The following is a 15403-nucleotide window of genomic DNA, read 5'->3' as shown; positions in this document are numbered from 1 at the left end:
GCCTCCTCGTGCCGCCCGTGCCGCCCGATCCGCCTGTCCGTCCGCCCGGGAGCGGTGCTTCCCGATCAGTGTGCGGGAGAGGAGGCGTAGGACGACAGAGCGCCCCCGGCGCGTCAGCCCCGCGCCCGGTCAGCCCTCGGCGGTGACACCCGCGCCGCGTCGCGCCCGCTCCCGCGCCACGACACTGTGCAGCCGCCAGCCGTCGTCCACGCGGGAGAGGCCGAACGTGTAACGGCCGATGGCGGCGGTCTCCTCACCGGACTCCGCGTACATCGTGCTCAGGCAGTCGGCCCGTACCTCGGCGCGGTCGCCCGGATATCCGCCGACCTCCTGGAAGCTCAGCCGGCGGTTGCCGATCAGGTGCTGGCGTACGGGAAAACGGCCCAGGACGCCGGCGAGCCAGTCGGCGACCTCGGCGGCCGACCCCTCGATTCCGCCGGCGGCACGGTGGTCGGCGCGTCCGTCGGGAGTGAAGAGAGCGAGAAAGCCGGGCCAGTCGGCATCGTCCACGGCCATCGCGTAACCGCTGATCACCTCATCGATGGCCAGTTGGTCCATCACGGTCGCGAGATCCACACGCTGCGTCATCGGATCAGTCTCCGGCAGTGGAGGCCCCAGGCCAAGGGCTGAGCGGATCTGTCGATCATCCGGTCCATGGGAAAGGCCCGGCCACGCGGTGTCACCGCGTGGCCGGGCCTGACGTCTGTCGTTCGCTACGCGCCTGGGCGTACGAACCCTAAGCGGCCTCGTCGACCGAGTCGTGGAGGGCCGCCGCCCATTCCAGCAGCAGGACTTCGTACTCCTCGGCCGGCCACGTGCCGTCGGCCGCGTCGACCAGGGCGCGGATGCGCTCGTTGGCCGCGACGGCGCCGGACGCCGCGGGAGCGGAGGAGGAAGTTGTGGACATACGGCAACCGTACGGGCCGCCGCGAGGTTCCCGGGCCGTTCGGGGAGCGGCATAGCTCACACGCCGACAGGGCAACCCCACGGAGCGTCAGCTCCGATCCCAGTGCCACCAAGGGTTCTGCCCGCCGTCCGGCAGCGCCGAGCCGTGCGACGGGCAAACGTGTCCTTCGGCACACCGTGTGCACACAACTGCCCGGAGGGGAGCGCGAGAAGCGGTGTCAGAAGGGGATGTCGCCGCTCCCGGAGATCCTCATCCGCCCGCTGCCGATGGCGGTACGGGTGGCCAGCACGCTGCCCTCCCGCCCGTCGGGCAGCCGGATCCGCATGCCGTCGTCGGCGGAGGGCTCGTAGAGACCGTCCGCCGCCCCCTCGGTCTGGACGCTGCCGCCCCATGACCCGAGCTTGCCGGACCGGTCGCCACTCAGGGTGGCCACGACCGAGATCTCGGAGTCGCCGACGATAAGGGTCGCCGGTCCCTGGTAGTTACTCATGACCTCAGTGTGTGCCCCAGCGCGGCCTGCTCCGCCCGGTCAGCCGCCGGATTCGCCCGCGTGCGGGCTCAGGGTGTCCGTACCGACGAGGATGAACAGCGCGATACCGAGCAGAATCCGGTAGATCACGAACGGCATGAAGCTCTTGGTGGTAATAAATTTCATGAACCACGCGATGACGGCGTATCCGACGAAGAAGGCGATGATCGTCGCGAAGATCGTCGGCCCCCACGAGACATGCCCCTCGCCCGCGTCCTTCAACTCGAAGGCCCCCGAGGCCAGTACGGCCGGGACGGCCAGCAGGAACGAGTAACGCGCCGCCGCCTCACGGGTGTAGCCCATCAGCAGTCCACCGCTGATCGTCGCACCCGACCGCGAGACACCCGGAATCAGCGCCAGGGCCTGGCAGAACCCGAAGATCAGACCGTCCCTGACGCCCAGTTCCTTCAGCGACTTGCGCTCCTTGACGGCGCGGTGCTTGCCGCCGCTCTCGTCACGCGCCGCCAGCCGGTCCGCGATGCCGAGGATGATGCCCATCACGATCAGCGTCGTCGCGATCAGCCGCAGATCACGGAACGGCCCCTCGATCTGGTCCTTGAACGCGAGCCCGAGCACACCGATGGGGATCGAACCGACGATCACCAACCAGCCCATCTTCGCGTCGTGGTCGGAGCGCAGCGCCTTGTTCGTCAGCGAGCGGGACCAGGCCGAGACGATCCGGGCGATGTCCTTGCGGAAGTAGATGAGGACCGCCGCCTCCGTACCGATCTGGGTGATCGCGGTGAACGCCGCACCCGGGTCGTGCCAGCCGGCGAAGGCGGCCGTCAGCCGCAGATGCGCGCTGGAGGAGATGGGCAGGAACTCGGTCAGCCCCTGGACGAGTCCGAGGATGAGTGATTCGAACCAAGACATTGGGTGCTACGCCATCCAAGAAAAGATCGTGCACCGGCCGGTGTGAACACGGGGCAGTGGCGGGTTGCGGACTGACAAACTGGCGCGCGGAAATCGCTCATCTGCGCGGGTGTATGGAGGGGCCATCACGCGCCGGTCTGGGGCAGCGTAGCCGCTGCGGATTACGGGACCGCGCCAACCCCCTGCCCTCGGGGCGGAACACGCGGAACCGATGAGGATACGAGAAGACGAGCCGGCGACGGGGGCGCAACGGGGAGCAGTCAGGGGGCGTAAGGGGGCGAGGGAAAGGTCACATCAGTTCCACCTGATAACCGCCGATTGCGCTGCCCTAACATCTCGGCATGACGCTCCTGCCCGACAGCGGGCTATCGCTGGCAGCCGAGTTCCCCACACCGACCCATGAGCAGTGGCAGGGTCTGGTCGAGGGGGTACTCCGGAAATCCGGTCGGGACGTCTCGGGAACCGCCGCCGAGGACGCACTGTCGACCCCGATCGAAGCCGGACTGACCACCCGTCCCCTCTACACCGCCGCCGACGCCCCGGGCGACGGCGGCCTGCCGGGCTTCGCCCCCTTCACCCGGGGCGGCACCCCCGGCGGCCCGGCGCCGGGCGGCTGGGACCTGAGGCAGCGCCACGCGGGCACCGACCCGGCGCGCACCAACGAAGCCGTACTGGAAGACCTGACCAACGGCACCACCTCGCTGTGGCTGGCGGTGGGAGCGGCCGGCGTGCCCGTCTCCGGCCTGGCCGACGCCCTCGACGGTGTGTATCTCGACCTCGCCCCGATCGCGCTCGACGCGGGCGACGAATTCCCCGACGCCGCCGCCGAGTTGCTGCGCCTGTACGACGAACGCGACGTCCCACGGGGCGAGGCGCGCGGCACCCTCGGCGCCGACCCGGTCGGCCGCCTCGCCCGTACCGGCGACGAGACCCCCGGACTCCAGGACGCCGCCGCCGAACTCGCGGAGCTGTGCCACCGGGAGTACCCCGGACTGCGCGCCCTCGTCGTCGACGCCCTGCCCTACCACGAGGCCGGCGGCTCGGCCGTGCAGGAACTCGGCTGCTCGCTCGCCGCGGGCGTCGCCGCGCTGCGCGACCTCGACGCCGCCGGACTCCCCGTCGAAGCGGCCTGCGGCCAGCTGGAGTTCAGGTACGCGGCCACCGCCGACCAGTTCCTCACCATCGCCAAGCTGCGCGCCGCGCGCAGGCTGTGGGCCCGCGTCGCCGAGGTCGCCGGAGCGGGACCGGCCGGCGCCGCACAGCGCCAGCACGCCGTGACGTCCTCGGTGATGATGACCCGTCGCGACCCGTGGGTGAACATGCTGCGCACCACGGTCGCCTCGCTGGCCGCCGGGGTTGGCGGCGCCGACTCCGTGACCGTGCTGCCCTTCGACCACACCCTCGGACTCCCCGACGGCTTCGCCCGCCGGATCGCCCGCAACACCTCGACCATCCTCATCGAGGAGTCCCACCTCGGCCGCGTCATCGACCCGGCGGGCGGCTCCTGGTACGTCGAGCGGCTCACCGACGACCTCGCGCACGCCGCCTGGGCCTGGTTCCAGGAGATCGAACGGGCCGGCGGCCAGCGCGCCGCGCTGCGCTCCGGCCTGATCGCCGAACGCCTCGCCGGGACCTGGGCGGCCCGCTCCGAGAAGCTGGCCCGCCGCCGCGAACCGGTCACCGGCGTCAGCGAGTTCCCCCAACTGGCCGAGGCGCCCGTCGTACGCGACGCACCGCCCCCGGCCCCGACCGGCGGACTGCCCACCGTCCACCGCGACGACGCCTTCGAGACCCTGCGGGCCCGCTCCGACGCGCACCTCGCCGCGACCGGCACCCGCCCCCGCGTCCTGCTGGCCGCGCTCGGCACTGCCGCCGCGCACACGGCGCGCGTGACGTTCGCGTCGAACCTCTTCCAGTCCGGCGGCATCGAACCGGTCCACGACCCGGTCACCGTCGACGCCACCACCGTCGCCGACGCCCTCACCCGTAGCGGCGCCACCATCGCCTGCCTCTGCTCCAGCGACCCGCTCTACGCCGAACAGGGCGAACAGGTCGCCGCGGCACTCAAAGCCGCCGGCGCCACCCGGGTATACCTGGCGGGACGACCCGGCGAACAGCGCGAGACCCTCACCCGGGCCGGAGTCGACGAGTTCGTCGCCCTGGGCGTCGACGCCGTCGCCGTACTCTCGGCCGCCCTCGACCACCTGGGAGTGGCGCGATGACCGTCCCCGACTTCACCGGCATCGACCTGGGACCCGCCGTGGCCCCGGGCGGACACGAGGAACAGTGGCGCGCCGCCGTCAAGGAGAGCACCGGCAGGAGCGACGCCGACCTCGTCTGGAACACACCCGAGGGCATCGACGTCAAACCGCTGTACACCCCGCAGGACCTGGAGGGCCTGGACTTCCTCGGGACGTACCCCGGCATCGCGCCGTATCTGCGCGGCCCCTACCCGACGATGTACGTCAACCAGCCGTGGACCATTCGTCAGTACGCCGGATTCTCCACCGCCGAGGAGTCCAACGCCTTCTACCGGCGCAATCTCGCCGCCGGGCAGAAAGGCCTGTCCGTCGCCTTCGACCTGCCGACGCACCGCGGCTACGACAGCGACCACCCGCGCGTGACCGGTGACGTCGGCATGGCCGGCGTGGCCATCGACTCGATCTACGACATGCGCCAGCTCTTCGACGGCATCCCGCTCGACAGGATGACCGTGTCGATGACGATGAACGGCGCCGTCCTGCCCGTCCTCGCCCTCTACATCGTCGCGGCGGAGGAGCAGGGCGTGCCGCCCGAGAAGCTGGCCGGGACCATCCAGAACGACATCCTCAAAGAGTTCATGGTCCGCAACACCTACATCTATCCGCCGAAGCCCTCCATGCGGATCATCTCGGACATCTTCGCGTACACCTCGCAGAAGATGCCGCGCTACAACTCCATCTCCATCTCCGGCTACCACATCCAGGAAGCCGGCGCGACGGCCGATCTGGAGCTGGCCTACACCCTCGCGGACGGCGTCGAGTACCTGCGCGCCGGACTCGACGTGGGCCTCGACGTCGACGCGTTCGCGCCCCGGCTCTCCTTCTTCTGGGCCATCGGCATGAACTTCTTCATGGAGATCGCGAAACTCCGCGCGGCGCGGCTCCTCTGGGCCAGGCTCGTCAAGAAGTTCGACCCGCAGAACGCCAAGTCCCTTTCGCTGCGCACCCATTCACAGACCTCCGGCTGGTCGCTCACCGCACAGGACGTCTTCAACAACGTCCCCCGTACGTGTGTCGAGGCGATGGCCGCCACCCAGGGCCACACCCAGTCGCTGCACACCAACGCGCTCGACGAGGCCCTGGCGCTGCCCACCGACTTCTCCGCGCGCATCGCCCGCAACACCCAGCTGCTGCTCCAGCAGGAGTCCGGCACCACCCGGGTCATCGACCCGTGGGGCGGCAGCGCGTACGTCGAGAAGCTCACGTACGACCTCGCGCGCCGCGCCTGGCAGCACATCGAGGAGGTCGAGGCGGCCGGCGGCATGGCCCAGGCCATCGCGGAGGGGATCCCCAAGCTCCGGATCGAGGAGGCGGCGGCCCGCACCCAGGCCAGGATCGACTCCGGGCGCCAGCCGGTCATCGGCGTCAACAAGTACCTGGTCGGGACCGACGAGCAGATCGAGGTCCGCTCGGTCGACAACTCCTCCGTACGGACGCAGCAGATCGCCAAGCTGCGCAGGCTCCGCGACGAGCGCGACGAGGCCGTCTGCCAGGACGCGCTGCGCGCCCTCACCGGCGCGGCCGAGGCGGGATCGACCCGGGGCCTCGACGGCAACCTGCTGGCCCTCGCCGTGAACGCGGCGCGCGCCAAGGCCACCGTCGGCGAGATCTCCGACGCCCTGGAGAAGGTGTACGGACGGCACTCCGGCCAGATCCGTACCATCTCCGGTGTGTACAGGAACGAGGCCGGCACGTCACCGGCGGTCGAACAGACCCGGGGCGCCGTCGAGGAGTTCGAGCAGGCCGAGGGGCGCCGCCCGCGCATCCTGGTCGCCAAGATGGGCCAGGACGGCCACGACCGCGGCCAGAAGGTCATCGCGACCGCCTTCGCGGACCTGGGCTTCGACGTCGACGTCGGCCCGCTGTTCCAGACGCCCGGCGAGGTGGCGCGGCAGGCCGTCGAGGCCGACGTGCACATCGTCGGGGTGTCGTCGCTGGCCGCCGGGCACCTCACGCTGGTGCCCGCCCTGCGGGAGGAACTCGCCAAGGAGGGCCGCGAGGACATCATGATCGTCGTCGGCGGCGTGATCCCGCCCGGGGACATCGACGAACTGCACCGCGCGGGCGCGGCGGCCGTCTTCCCGCCCGGCACGGTCATTCCCGACGCCGCGCTCGATCTGCTCACGACCCTGACCGCCGCTCTCGGTCACGAGCGGTGAGCCGGTGGCACCTCGGAACACCATCGACATCGACGCGTACGTCAAGGGTGTGCTCGACGGCTCCCGTTCGGCCGTCGCGCGCGCCATCACCCTCGTGGAGTCCACCAGGGCCGACCACCGGGAACTCGCCCAGCGGCTCCTGACCGCGCTGCTGCCGTACTCGGGCACGGCGCGCAGGATCGGCATCAGCGGTGTGCCCGGCGTCGGCAAGTCCACCTTCATCGACGCCCTCGGGACCATGCTCACCGGCCTCGGGCACCGGGTCGCCGTTCTCGCCGTCGACCCGTCGTCCAGCAGGACCGGCGGCTCCATCCTCGGCGACAAGACCCGCATGGAGCGGCTGTCCGTCGACCCGGCGGCGTTCGTGCGGCCGTCGCCCACGGCGGGCACGCTGGGCGGTGTCGCCAAGGCGACCCGCGAGACGATCATCGTGATGGAGGCGGCCGGTTACGACGTGGTGCTCGTCGAGACCGTCGGCGTCGGCCAGTCGGAGACCGCCGTCGCCAACATGGTCGACTCCTTCCTGCTGCTGAGCCTCGCCCGCACCGGCGACCAGCTCCAGGGCATCAAGAAGGGCGTGCTGGAACTGGCGGACCTCATCGCCGTCAACAAGGCCGACGGGCCGCACGAGCGGGACGCGAAGTCCGCCGCGCGTGAACTCGCGGGCGCGCTGCGGCTGATGCACCCGGCCGACGCCGCCTGGACGCCGCCGGTGCTGAGTTGCAGCGCCCGTGAGGGAACCGGTCTCGACACCGTCTGGGAGCGGCTGGAGCAGCACCGGAAGGTCCTCGACACCAGTGGACGCCTCCAGCACAAGCGGAGCGACCAGCAGGTCGACTGGACGTGGTCGATGGTCCGTGACCATCTGCTGGACCGGCTGCGGAGCCATCCGGGCGTACGGGCGCTCGCCCCCGCGCTCGAAAAGGAGGTACGGGAGGGCTCGTTGACGGCCACGCTGGCCGCCGAGCGGATCGTCGAGGCGCTGGACCTGCCGGCCGGGGCCGACGGGGGCGGACGGTGACGGACGGCCCTCCCAAGGAGGACGAGACCGTTCTCGTACGGCGCGACGGGCGCGTCGGGCGGCTCACGCTCAACCGGCCGCGCGCGCTCAACGCCCTCACCCACGCCATGGTGTCGCGCGTCGACGCCGCCCTCACGGAGTGGGAGCGCGATTCGTCCGTCGGCACGGTGGTCATCGACGGCGCCGGGGAACGCGGGCTGTGCGCGGGCGGCGACATCCGGGCCATCTACGAGGACGCGCGTACGGGCGGCGCCACGTCGCCCGCGTTCTGGCGCGACGAGTACCGCCTCAACGCCCGCATCGCGCGCCACCCGGGGCCCTACGTCGCCTTCATGGACGGCATCGTGATGGGCGGCGGCGTGGGCGTCTCGGCGCACGGCGACGTCCGGATCGTCACCGAACGCTCGCGGATCGCCATGCCGGAGACCGGCATCGGCCTCGTGCCGGACGTCGGCGGTACGTATCTGCTCTCCCGGTCACCCGGCGAACTCGGCACGCATCTCGCCCTCACCGGCGCGGCGGTGGGCGCGGCCGACGCGCTGCTCTGCGGCCTCGCGGACCACTTCGTCCCCGCCGGACGGCTGCCCGAGCTGGCGGGCCAACTCGCCTCCACGGACGTGCCGGTGGCCGTACGGCGCCATGTGACGGCGCCGCCCGAGGGGGAACTGGCCGCGCACCGGGAGTGGATCGACGCGTGTTACGCGGCGGACTCCGTGGAGGAGATCGTGGACCGGCTGTTCGCCAGTGGGCACCACGCGGCCAAGCAGACGGCGGAGACGATCCTGACGAAGTCGCCCACGGCGCTGAAGGCGACGCTGGCGGCCGTGCGGCGGGCGCGGGGGCTGGGGACGCTGGAGGAGGCGCTGGACGCGGAGTACCGGGCGTCGTGCGCGGCGCTGCGGACGCCGGACCTGGTGGAGGGCATCAGGGCGCAGGTGATCGACAAGGACCGGACGCCGAGATGGTCGCCGGGGGAGCTGTCGGCGGTCACGCCGGCCGACGTGGCCCGCTTCTCGGCGGTGCCGACGGGCGGGGACCTGGGGTTGGGCGCGCCGCGCAGGCCGTGAACGGTGTCCTCGATCGCCGGGCAGGCCTGGTCCGGCCTCACGACAACCACTCTCGGCCGAACTCGCGGCAGAGGCTCGACTGCTCCGTCGGTATCCGGTATTTCTCTGAGAGATGTTGCGTTCTTGCCCGAATCAGCACCCCAAAGGGGGATTTATGCAAGGAAAGCCTGCTCTCGGGTTTCTGCCGCGCCGTTCCGTGCTCGTCGGCGCGGTCACGCTCGGCCTGTCGGCGACCGTAGCCGAATCCGCGTTGTCGCCCACCGAAGCGGCCGCGGAAACCCGGTACACGCTGGACGGCTGGCGGTTCTGCGTGAACTGCTTCGGACTGTTCCTGCGCGACTTCACGGTCGAGCAGAGTCTCTGTCCGCGCAACGGCGGTCCCCATCAACCCGCGGGCTGGACCTTCCGGCTCACGTACAACCTCGATTCCGCCGGCACGGGCGAGGACGCCAACACCCAGGCCAACTGGCGGCACTGCTACCGGTGCGCGGGACTCTACTGGGGCCCCAGCACCGCCCTGCGATGCCCGGCAGGCGGGGCGCACAGCTACATCCACCCCGGTGGTTACCCCCGGCAGTTCCTGCTGCACCACGACATCGGCCAGCCCGCCGGGACGCAGAACCGATGGCGGTTCTGCTTCAAGTGCTCCGTGCTGTTCTTCAACGGTTACGCGGACAAGGGCGAGTACGGCCTCTGCCCCTACGACCACATCTACGGCCACACGGCAGCCGGGTACGACTTCGCGATCCCGGTCTCGGCCTACACGGCCTAGGCCACCGGACACTCCCTAGGCCACCGGCTCGGGTATCCGCTCCTCCGCGGGGGCCTCGTCCGCCGGGCCCGGGCCCGGGCGCAGGCGGTGCCGTTTGCGCCAGGCCAGGGCCGCCGCGCCCGCGCCCGTCAGCACGATGAAACCCATCGCGATCAGAAACGCCGGCGACGTCGGCGAGCCCGCCTGGCTCCCCGCGACCACGTACGCCGCCGTGTTGGGGATCGTCCCGATCGCCGTCGCCAGCAGGAACGGCCGCCAGCGCATGCGCGACACCGCCGCGCAGTAGTTGGCGGCCTGGAACGGGACCCCGGGGAACAGCCGGATCGCCATCATCGACCGGAAGCCGTGTTGGCTCAACTGCCCGTCCGCCGCCAGCAGCCAGCGGCCCCGCAGCAGCGGACGCAGCGCCTCCTGACCGAGGAAACGGCCGAGGCCGAAGGCGATGCCCGCGCCCAGCACCGTGCCCGCGATCGCCGCCGGGAGGCCCAGCTGTGTACCGAACAGCGCGCCCGCCGCGAGATTCAGCAGCGGACGCGGCACGAAGGCCGCCGTGCACACCCCGTAGGCGGCGGCGAACAGCACCACCGCGGCGCCGCCGCTCAGCTGCGGCCAGCCGGCCGAGATGAATCTCTGCGGTTCGTAGACCAGCACCGCGATCCCCGCGCACACCAGTACGAGGACGAGGAGAGAGAGCCTGGACCAGGGTGAGAGCAGCACCCTCGTCCAGCGGACCGTGAGGCCGGAGGACGGCCTGTCGACAGGGTCGAGCATTCGGGGAGACTAACCGACGAAGAGTGGTGATCGGCGTCAAGAGCCGGGAGACAACCGCCACTCGGGCGTTCGAGCGGCTCCTCCGGAGACGTACGCGACCCGCCCCGCGTTGTCAGTGGGTGCCCCTACCCTGCACGTCATGACCCTCGCACCGCCGCCCAGCGCGCTCGCCGACACCATCCTGGAACGGCTCACGGTCGATTACGCCACAGCCGCCGATCCGGTACGGGCCGAGTGGTCCGTCGCGTACATGAAGGGCGTCGCCCCCTTCCTCGGCATCCCCACCCCCGAACGCCGCGCGCTGTCACGGCGGGTGGTCGCCTCGCTGCCGCGTCCCGACGAGACGGACTGCGTGGCGATCGCGCTGCGCTGCTGGGAGCTGCCCGAGCGGGAGTACCGGTACTTCGCGGTCGACTACCTCCGCCGCCATGTCGGGCGGCTCTCCTCCGGCTTTCTCCCCGTCGTACGGCATCTCGTCTCCACCGATCCCTGGTGGGACACCGTCGACCTCCTCGCCGCCCATCTCGCGGGCGGGCTGGTCGCCGCCGACCGCTCGCTGGCGAAAGAGATGGACGTCTGGATCGAGGACGAGAACCTCTGGATCGCGCGCACCGCGCTGCTGCACCAGCTCGCCTACAAGCAGGCGACCGACACCGGGCGGCTGTTCGGCTACTGCCTCCGGCAATCGGGGCACCCCGACTTCTTCATCCGCAAGGCGATCGGCTGGTGCCTGCGGGAGTACGCGAAGACGGACCCGGCCGCCGTCCAGGACTTCGTGGCGGGCGCCCGCGACCGGCTCTCCCCGCTCTCCGTACGCGAGGCCCTGAAGCACCTCTGACCGCCGGGGTGCGGGGTGCGGGGTGCGGGAAAACCTGTCGACGCTCCGTCGCCCGTCGGACATCATCAACGACATGTTCCGGTACGCCTTCCACGCAGCGTCGTCCGCAGTCGCGGACGCGCCGAAGGCTGCCGCATTCCTCGCAGCGCACGCCGAAGCGGCGGCAGCAGAGGCCGCCGCGGCGGCGCTGCTCGACGGCGCCCGAAGCTGACCCTTCCCGGATCGTCCGGCGGACCCCACAGGGGGAGGGTCGGCAAGGCCCCGGGGTCCCCACCACGCTTCGAGTTCCTGGAAGGAACACGTCAGCCATGCCCAAGACGGCATACGTGCGCACCAAGCCGCACCTCAACATCGGCACCATGGGCCACGTCGACCACGGCAAGACCACTCTGACCGCTGCCATCACCAAGGTCCTCAGCGACAGCGGGACCGGCACGTTCGTGCCGTTCGACCGGATCGACCGGGCCCCGGAGGAGGCGGCGCGCGGCATCACCATCAACATCGCGCACGTCGAGTACGAGACGGACACCCGGCACTACGCGCACGTCGACATGCCCGGTCACGCCGACTACATCAAGAACATGGTCACCGGCGCCGCGCAGCTCGACGGGGCGATCCTCGTCGTGTCCGCGCTCGACGGGATCATGCCGCAGACCGCCGAGCACGTGCTGCTCGCCCGTCAGGTCGGCGTCGACCACATCGTCGTCGCCCTCAACAAGGCCGACGCGGGCGACGACGAGCTGACCGACCTGGTCGAGCTGGAAGTGCGTGAACTGCTCAGCGCGCACGGCTACGGCGGGGAGAGCGTCCCCGTCGTCCGGGTCTCCGGGCTCCGGGCGCTGGAGGGCGACCCGCGCTGGACGGAGGCCGTGCGGGCGCTGCTCGACGCGGTCGACACGTACGTGCCGATCCCCGTCAGGTACACCGACGCGCCGTTCCTGCTCCCGGTGGAGAACGTGCTGACCATCACCGGGCGCGGCACGGTCGTCACCGGCGCCGTCGAGCGAGGCACCGTACGCGTGGGCGACCGGATCGAGGTGCTCGGTGCCGACTCGGGGCCGCAGCTCAGCACGGTCACCTCGCTGGAGACCTTCGGGAAGCCGATGGAGTCCGCCGAGGCCGGCGACAACGTCGCGCTGCTGCTGCGCGGCATGCCACGCGACGCGATCCGCCGGGGCCATGTGGTGGCCGCGCCGGAGAGCGTCGTACCGAGCAGGCGCTTCACCGCGCAGGTGTACGTCCTGTCGGCGAAGGAGGGCGGACGGACGACGCCGATCACCACGGGCTACCGACCGCAGTTCTACATCCGGACGGCGGACGTGGTCGGTGACATCGACCTCGGCGAGCGGGCCGTCGCCCGCCCCGGTGACACGGTCGCCCTGACCGTGGAGCTGGGCCGGGACGTGCCGCTGGAGTCCGGGCTCGGCTTCGCGATCCGCGAGGGCGGGCGCACGGTCGGCGCGGGCACGGTGACCGAGCTGATCTGACGCGGTCGGATCCGGCCGGGTCCGTCTCCTCCGTACGGGGGAGGAGACGGGCCCCGGTCAGGCCGGCCGGGCACGGCGCGCACAATGAGACGGTGAACGAAGCGATCCCCGTCATCCGGACCGTCGACTGCGGCACCGCCCGACTGCTGCCGGACGTGGACCGCGAACGGGCGTGGCTGCTGACGGTCGACGGCGCACCCCAGTCGTACGTCGACCTGGATGAACCGACCCATCTCGAATTCGAGTACACCCGGCGCCTCGGGCACGTCGTCGACCGCGCCGCCGACGAGGGCGACCCGCTCACCGTGCTCCACCTCGGCGGCGGGGCCCTCACCCTGCCCCGCTACGTGAGCGCCACCCGGCCGGGGTCGGCGCAGGACGTGGTCGATGCCGACGGAGCGTTGCTGGCGCTGGTCGCCGAGGAGTTGCCGCTTCCGGCGGGCGGCGGGATCGCCGTGCACGACGCGGACGCCCGCGCCTGGCTCGCCTCGGCGCCGGCCCGCTCGGTGGATCTGCTCATCGCCGACGTCTTCGGCGGCTCGCGGGTGCCCGCCCATCTGACGTCGGTGGAGTACGCGCACCTCGCCGAGCGGGTGCTACGGGCTGACGGCCTCTACGCGGCCAACCTCGCCGACGGCGCGCCTTTCACCTTCCTGAGGTCCCAACTGGCCACCTTCGCCTCGGTGTTCGAGGAGCTGGCGCTGATCGCCGAGCCGTCGGTGCTGCGCGGACGCCGGTTCGGCAACGCCGTACTCCTCGCCTCGCACGCGCCGATCGATACGGCCGCCCTGGCACGCCGGACCGCGTCGGACGCCTTTCCGGCGCGTGTCGAACACGGGGCGTCTCTGCGGCGGTTCACCGGAGCCGCGCCGGTCGTGCGCGACGTCGACGCGGTGGCGTCGCCCGAGCCGCCCGAGGGAGCGTTCAGCATCGGCTGAGCCCCCGCGGGTCCGCGGGGGCTCAGCCGTACGCCGGTCAGTACCCCGGACTGGGTTCGGGCTACTCGCCGACCAGCCGGACGGTGCTCATGATCTTCATCAGCGTGGCGTCCGGGATCTCGTCCTCCACGCCTCTGGCGCCGTACACGACCCATGTCGTGTAGTCGCCCTTGGCGTTGGTGAAGGTGAAGGCGATCGACTTGCCGTCGGTGTCGCACTTCTCCTTCTTGGGCAGGCCCGTGCTCGCGGCCGTCGAGTAGTGCCCCTTGAGTCCGGCCTTGGTCGTGTAGGCCTTGGACTTCTCGACCTTGATCGCCGCCTGCTGCTGCGCCTTGGTGGCCTCCTGGCCGTACGCGGCCCAGACCCAGCTGCCGGACTCGTTGCTGGCGGCGGTCGCCGTGTCCTTGGCGCCCTGGCCGCCCTTGGTGCCCGTGCCGCCGAGGCTGACGTCCTCCATCGTGCCGTCCTGGTCGCTGTCCTGCTCGCACCAGTTGGACTTCAGGAAGGCGGGGGCGGAGAAGCTGATGGCGGGCGAGCCGTCACCCTTCTCGACGTCCTCGAAGCCCGAGAACGTGTCGGGCTTCTCGACCACCCAGCCCGGCGGCACGTCGAACTGCGTCCCGTGATTGGGGTTGGTCACGACCTTCCAGCCCGCGACGGTCGGCTTGGCGGCGTCCGAACCGTCGCGCGGGTTGCTCGTCGGCGACGGATCCGTCTTCGGCTTCTTCGACTCGGACGCCTTGGAGTCGTCGGCGACGTTCGTGCTCTTGTCGTCGTCCTGGCCGAGTACGAAGAAGGCCGTGGCCGCCGCCGCGACGACGACCGCGGACGCGGCGATGATCGCCACCGTCTTCGTGCGCTTCTTGTCCTGCGAGGGGTCGGGACCCCCGGGCCCGCCCGGGACCGCGTACTGCGGCACGGTCGGCTGCTGGTACGGGTTGGGCTGCTGGTCTCCCGGCTGTCCCGGCTGTTGCGGGTAGCCGGGCTGCTGCGGGTAACCCGGCTGCTGCTGCTGGTACCCAGGCTGCTGATATCCCGGCTGCTGGTAGGGATTCGGCTGCTGGTACCCCGGCTGCTGGTACGGGTTCGAATTCGGATCCTGCGGGTTCTGCTCGCCCCCGGGCGGCTGCTGTCCTGGCCACATGGCGAGTAACGATAGAGGGGTCGTCCCCGCACTGCTACGGCCGCCCTGTCGCAGGATGGCAACTGAGGCTACTCGCGGGTAATATCGGCGCGCATGAGCTCTGATCAGATGACCGTCGGCGAGATGCTCGCCGCCACCGTTCCCATGGCGAGGACTCTCAACATGGAGTTCCTCGAAACCACCGCCGAGCGCGCGGTCGTACGGCTTCCGGACCAGGCCGACTACCACAACCACGTGGGAGGCCCGCACGCCGGCGCGATGTTCACACTCGGGGACACCGTCAGCGGCGCCATCGTGCTCGCCGCCTTCGGCGACCAGCTCTCCCGCGCCGTCCCGCTCGTTGTCAAGGCGGAAATCGGCTACAAAAAGCTCGCCATGGGCGTCATCACGGCGACGGCCACCGTGGGCCGCCCGGTGGCCGAGGTCGTCGCCGAACTCGACGAGGGCGGTCGCCCCGAGTTCCCCGTCACCGTCGTCTTCAACCGCGAGGACGGTGCCGTCACCGGCGAGATGACCATCGTCTGGACGCTGCGCCTCACCGGCTGACGCGGCCGCCGCCGGCGGCCGGGGCCCGGCCGGCCGCGGTCATCGGGGAGTGCCACGCCCAGGTAGGCTGCCCGGCGTGCGCCTGGAAGG

16 protein-coding genes are annotated in these 15403 nt (G+C 71.2%); 10 read left to right on the top strand and 6 right to left on the bottom strand.

Annotated features, from left to right (window positions below; genetic code table 11):
- Nucleotides 1-129: 129 nt before the first annotated feature.
- The 4 genes from ACFT9I_RS35390 to ACFT9I_RS35375 all read right to left on the bottom strand — a co-directional run bounded on the left by ACFT9I_RS35390 (nucleotide 130) and on the right by ACFT9I_RS35375 (nucleotide 2309).
- Nucleotides 130-588, bottom strand: a complete 459-nt coding sequence (locus ACFT9I_RS35390) for a nuclear transport factor 2 family protein (protein ID WP_382571353.1) — start codon at nucleotides 586-588, stop codon at nucleotides 130-132.
- A 148-nt stretch (nucleotides 589-736) separates the two neighbouring features.
- Nucleotides 737-907 carry a hypothetical protein gene (locus tag ACFT9I_RS35385; protein ID WP_023543147.1) on the bottom strand — a complete coding sequence of 57 codons (171 nt, stop codon included), beginning with the start codon at nucleotides 905-907 and terminating at the stop codon, nucleotides 737-739.
- A gap of 217 nt (nucleotides 908-1124) precedes the next feature.
- Entirely contained in the window at nucleotides 1125-1397 is a 273-nt protein-coding gene (locus tag ACFT9I_RS35380; RefSeq protein WP_382571351.1) for a DUF4873 domain-containing protein, read from the bottom strand.
- A gap of 39 nt (nucleotides 1398-1436) precedes the next feature.
- On the bottom strand, nucleotides 1437-2309 hold the full coding sequence (locus ACFT9I_RS35375) for an undecaprenyl-diphosphate phosphatase (protein WP_382571349.1): 873 nt from the start codon (nucleotides 2307-2309) through the stop codon (nucleotides 1437-1439).
- A gap of 341 nt (nucleotides 2310-2650) precedes the next feature.
- On the opposite strand from ACFT9I_RS35375, the gene ACFT9I_RS35370 reads away from it, so the two are divergent.
- The 5 genes from ACFT9I_RS35370 to ACFT9I_RS35350 all read left to right on the top strand — a co-directional run bounded on the left by ACFT9I_RS35370 (nucleotide 2651) and on the right by ACFT9I_RS35350 (nucleotide 9589).
- The gene (locus ACFT9I_RS35370) at nucleotides 2651-4531 is read left to right on the top strand and encodes a methylmalonyl-CoA mutase family protein (RefSeq protein WP_382571347.1); all 1881 of its coding nucleotides are present in this window, start codon (nucleotides 2651-2653) and stop codon (nucleotides 4529-4531) included.
- Nucleotides 4528-6729: a methylmalonyl-CoA mutase gene (gene scpA / locus ACFT9I_RS35365; RefSeq protein ID WP_382571345.1), complete on the top strand. Its 2202-nt coding sequence runs from the start codon at nucleotides 4528-4530 to the stop codon at nucleotides 6727-6729. The genes ACFT9I_RS35370 and scpA overlap by 4 nt, the downstream gene beginning before the upstream one ends.
- 4 nt (nucleotides 6730-6733) lie before the next feature.
- Complete coding sequence (meaB, locus tag ACFT9I_RS35360) at nucleotides 6734-7750, top strand: methylmalonyl Co-A mutase-associated GTPase MeaB (protein WP_382571343.1); 1017 nt, start codon at nucleotides 6734-6736, stop codon at nucleotides 7748-7750.
- Nucleotides 7747-8817 carry an enoyl-CoA hydratase/isomerase family protein gene (locus tag ACFT9I_RS35355; protein WP_382571341.1) on the top strand — a complete coding sequence of 357 codons (1071 nt, stop codon included), beginning with the start codon at nucleotides 7747-7749 and terminating at the stop codon, nucleotides 8815-8817. Before meaB ends, ACFT9I_RS35355 begins: the two co-directional genes overlap by 4 nt.
- Nucleotides 8818-8971: 154 nt before the next feature.
- Nucleotides 8972-9589, top strand: coding sequence for a hypothetical protein (locus ACFT9I_RS35350; RefSeq protein WP_382571339.1), 618 nt, complete (start codon nucleotides 8972-8974; stop codon nucleotides 9587-9589).
- Nucleotides 9590-9604: 15 nt separating this feature from the next.
- Here the strand turns inward: ACFT9I_RS35350 and ACFT9I_RS35345 are convergent, their stop codons facing one another.
- The gene (locus tag ACFT9I_RS35345) at nucleotides 9605-10360 is read right to left on the bottom strand and encodes a TVP38/TMEM64 family protein (protein ID WP_382571337.1); all 756 of its coding nucleotides are present in this window, start codon (nucleotides 10358-10360) and stop codon (nucleotides 9605-9607) included.
- Between the two features lie 139 nt (nucleotides 10361-10499).
- On the opposite strand from ACFT9I_RS35345, the gene ACFT9I_RS35340 reads away from it, so the two are divergent.
- The 4 genes from ACFT9I_RS35340 (at nucleotide 10500) to ACFT9I_RS35325 (ending at nucleotide 13623) form a co-directional block, all read left to right on the top strand.
- A complete protein-coding gene (locus tag ACFT9I_RS35340; protein WP_382571335.1) occupies nucleotides 10500-11198 on the top strand; it encodes a DNA alkylation repair protein in 699 nt (232 codons plus the stop codon).
- Between the two features lie 22 nt (nucleotides 11199-11220).
- Nucleotides 11221-11409 (top strand): hypothetical protein, encoded by a 189-nt coding sequence (locus tag ACFT9I_RS35335; RefSeq protein WP_382571333.1) that lies wholly within the window; start codon nucleotides 11221-11223, stop codon nucleotides 11407-11409.
- A gap of 97 nt (nucleotides 11410-11506) precedes the next feature.
- Complete coding sequence (gene tuf / locus ACFT9I_RS35330) at nucleotides 11507-12685, top strand: elongation factor Tu (RefSeq protein ID WP_382571331.1); 1179 nt, start codon at nucleotides 11507-11509, stop codon at nucleotides 12683-12685.
- A 92-nt stretch (nucleotides 12686-12777) separates the two neighbouring features.
- Nucleotides 12778-13623, top strand: a complete 846-nt coding sequence (locus ACFT9I_RS35325; protein WP_382571329.1) for a spermidine synthase — start codon at nucleotides 12778-12780, stop codon at nucleotides 13621-13623.
- Nucleotides 13624-13684: 61 nt separating this feature from the next.
- On the opposite strand, the gene ACFT9I_RS35320 is transcribed toward ACFT9I_RS35325, so the two are convergent.
- Entirely contained in the window at nucleotides 13685-14767 is a 1083-nt protein-coding gene (locus ACFT9I_RS35320; protein ID WP_382571327.1) for a hypothetical protein, read from the bottom strand.
- A 108-nt stretch (nucleotides 14768-14875) separates the two neighbouring features.
- On the opposite strand from ACFT9I_RS35320, the gene ACFT9I_RS35315 reads away from it, so the two are divergent.
- Complete coding sequence (locus ACFT9I_RS35315; protein ID WP_382571389.1) at nucleotides 14876-15313, top strand: DUF4442 domain-containing protein; 438 nt, start codon at nucleotides 14876-14878, stop codon at nucleotides 15311-15313.
- Nucleotides 15314-15403 lie beyond the last annotated feature (90 nt).

Origin of the sequence: Streptomyces sp. NPDC057137 (assembly GCF_042670825.1) — a bacterium.
Lineage (GTDB): Bacteria > Actinomycetota > Actinomycetes > Streptomycetales > Streptomycetaceae > Streptomyces.
Note: the sequence above shows the minus strand (reverse complement) of the source record. Positions and strands in the feature narration are given on the sequence as shown.

Bases quoted from the DNA above. Each gene is read 5' to 3' on its own strand.
- ACFT9I_RS35390 (WP_382571353.1), bottom strand. From the start codon at position 588: ATGACGCAGCGTGTGGATCTCGCGACCGTGATGGACCAACTGGCCATC.
- ACFT9I_RS35375 (WP_382571349.1), bottom strand. From the start codon at position 2,309: ATGTCTTGGTTCGAATCACTCATCCTCGGACTCGTCCAGGGGCTGACC.
- ACFT9I_RS35385 (WP_023543147.1), bottom strand. From the start codon at position 907: ATGTCCACAACTTCCTCCTCCGCTCCCGCGGCGTCCGGCGCCGTCGCG.
- ACFT9I_RS35345 (WP_382571337.1), bottom strand. From the start codon at position 10,360: ATGCTCGACCCTGTCGACAGGCCGTCCTCCGGCCTCACGGTCCGCTGG.
- scpA (WP_382571345.1), top strand. From the start codon at position 4,528: ATGACCGTCCCCGACTTCACCGGCATCGACCTGGGACCCGCCGTGGCC.
- ACFT9I_RS35315 (WP_382571389.1), top strand. From the start codon at position 14,876: ATGACCGTCGGCGAGATGCTCGCCGCCACCGTTCCCATGGCGAGGACT.
- tuf (WP_382571331.1), top strand. From the start codon at position 11,507: ATGCCCAAGACGGCATACGTGCGCACCAAGCCGCACCTCAACATCGGC.
- ACFT9I_RS35340 (WP_382571335.1), top strand. From the start codon at position 10,500: ATGACCCTCGCACCGCCGCCCAGCGCGCTCGCCGACACCATCCTGGAA.
- ACFT9I_RS35380 (WP_382571351.1), bottom strand. From the start codon at position 1,397: ATGAGTAACTACCAGGGACCGGCGACCCTTATCGTCGGCGACTCCGAG.
- ACFT9I_RS35370 (WP_382571347.1), top strand. From the start codon at position 2,651: ATGACGCTCCTGCCCGACAGCGGGCTATCGCTGGCAGCCGAGTTCCCC.
- ACFT9I_RS35350 (WP_382571339.1), top strand. From the start codon at position 8,972: ATGCAAGGAAAGCCTGCTCTCGGGTTTCTGCCGCGCCGTTCCGTGCTC.
- ACFT9I_RS35320 (WP_382571327.1), bottom strand. From the start codon at position 14,767: ATGTGGCCAGGACAGCAGCCGCCCGGGGGCGAGCAGAACCCGCAGGAT.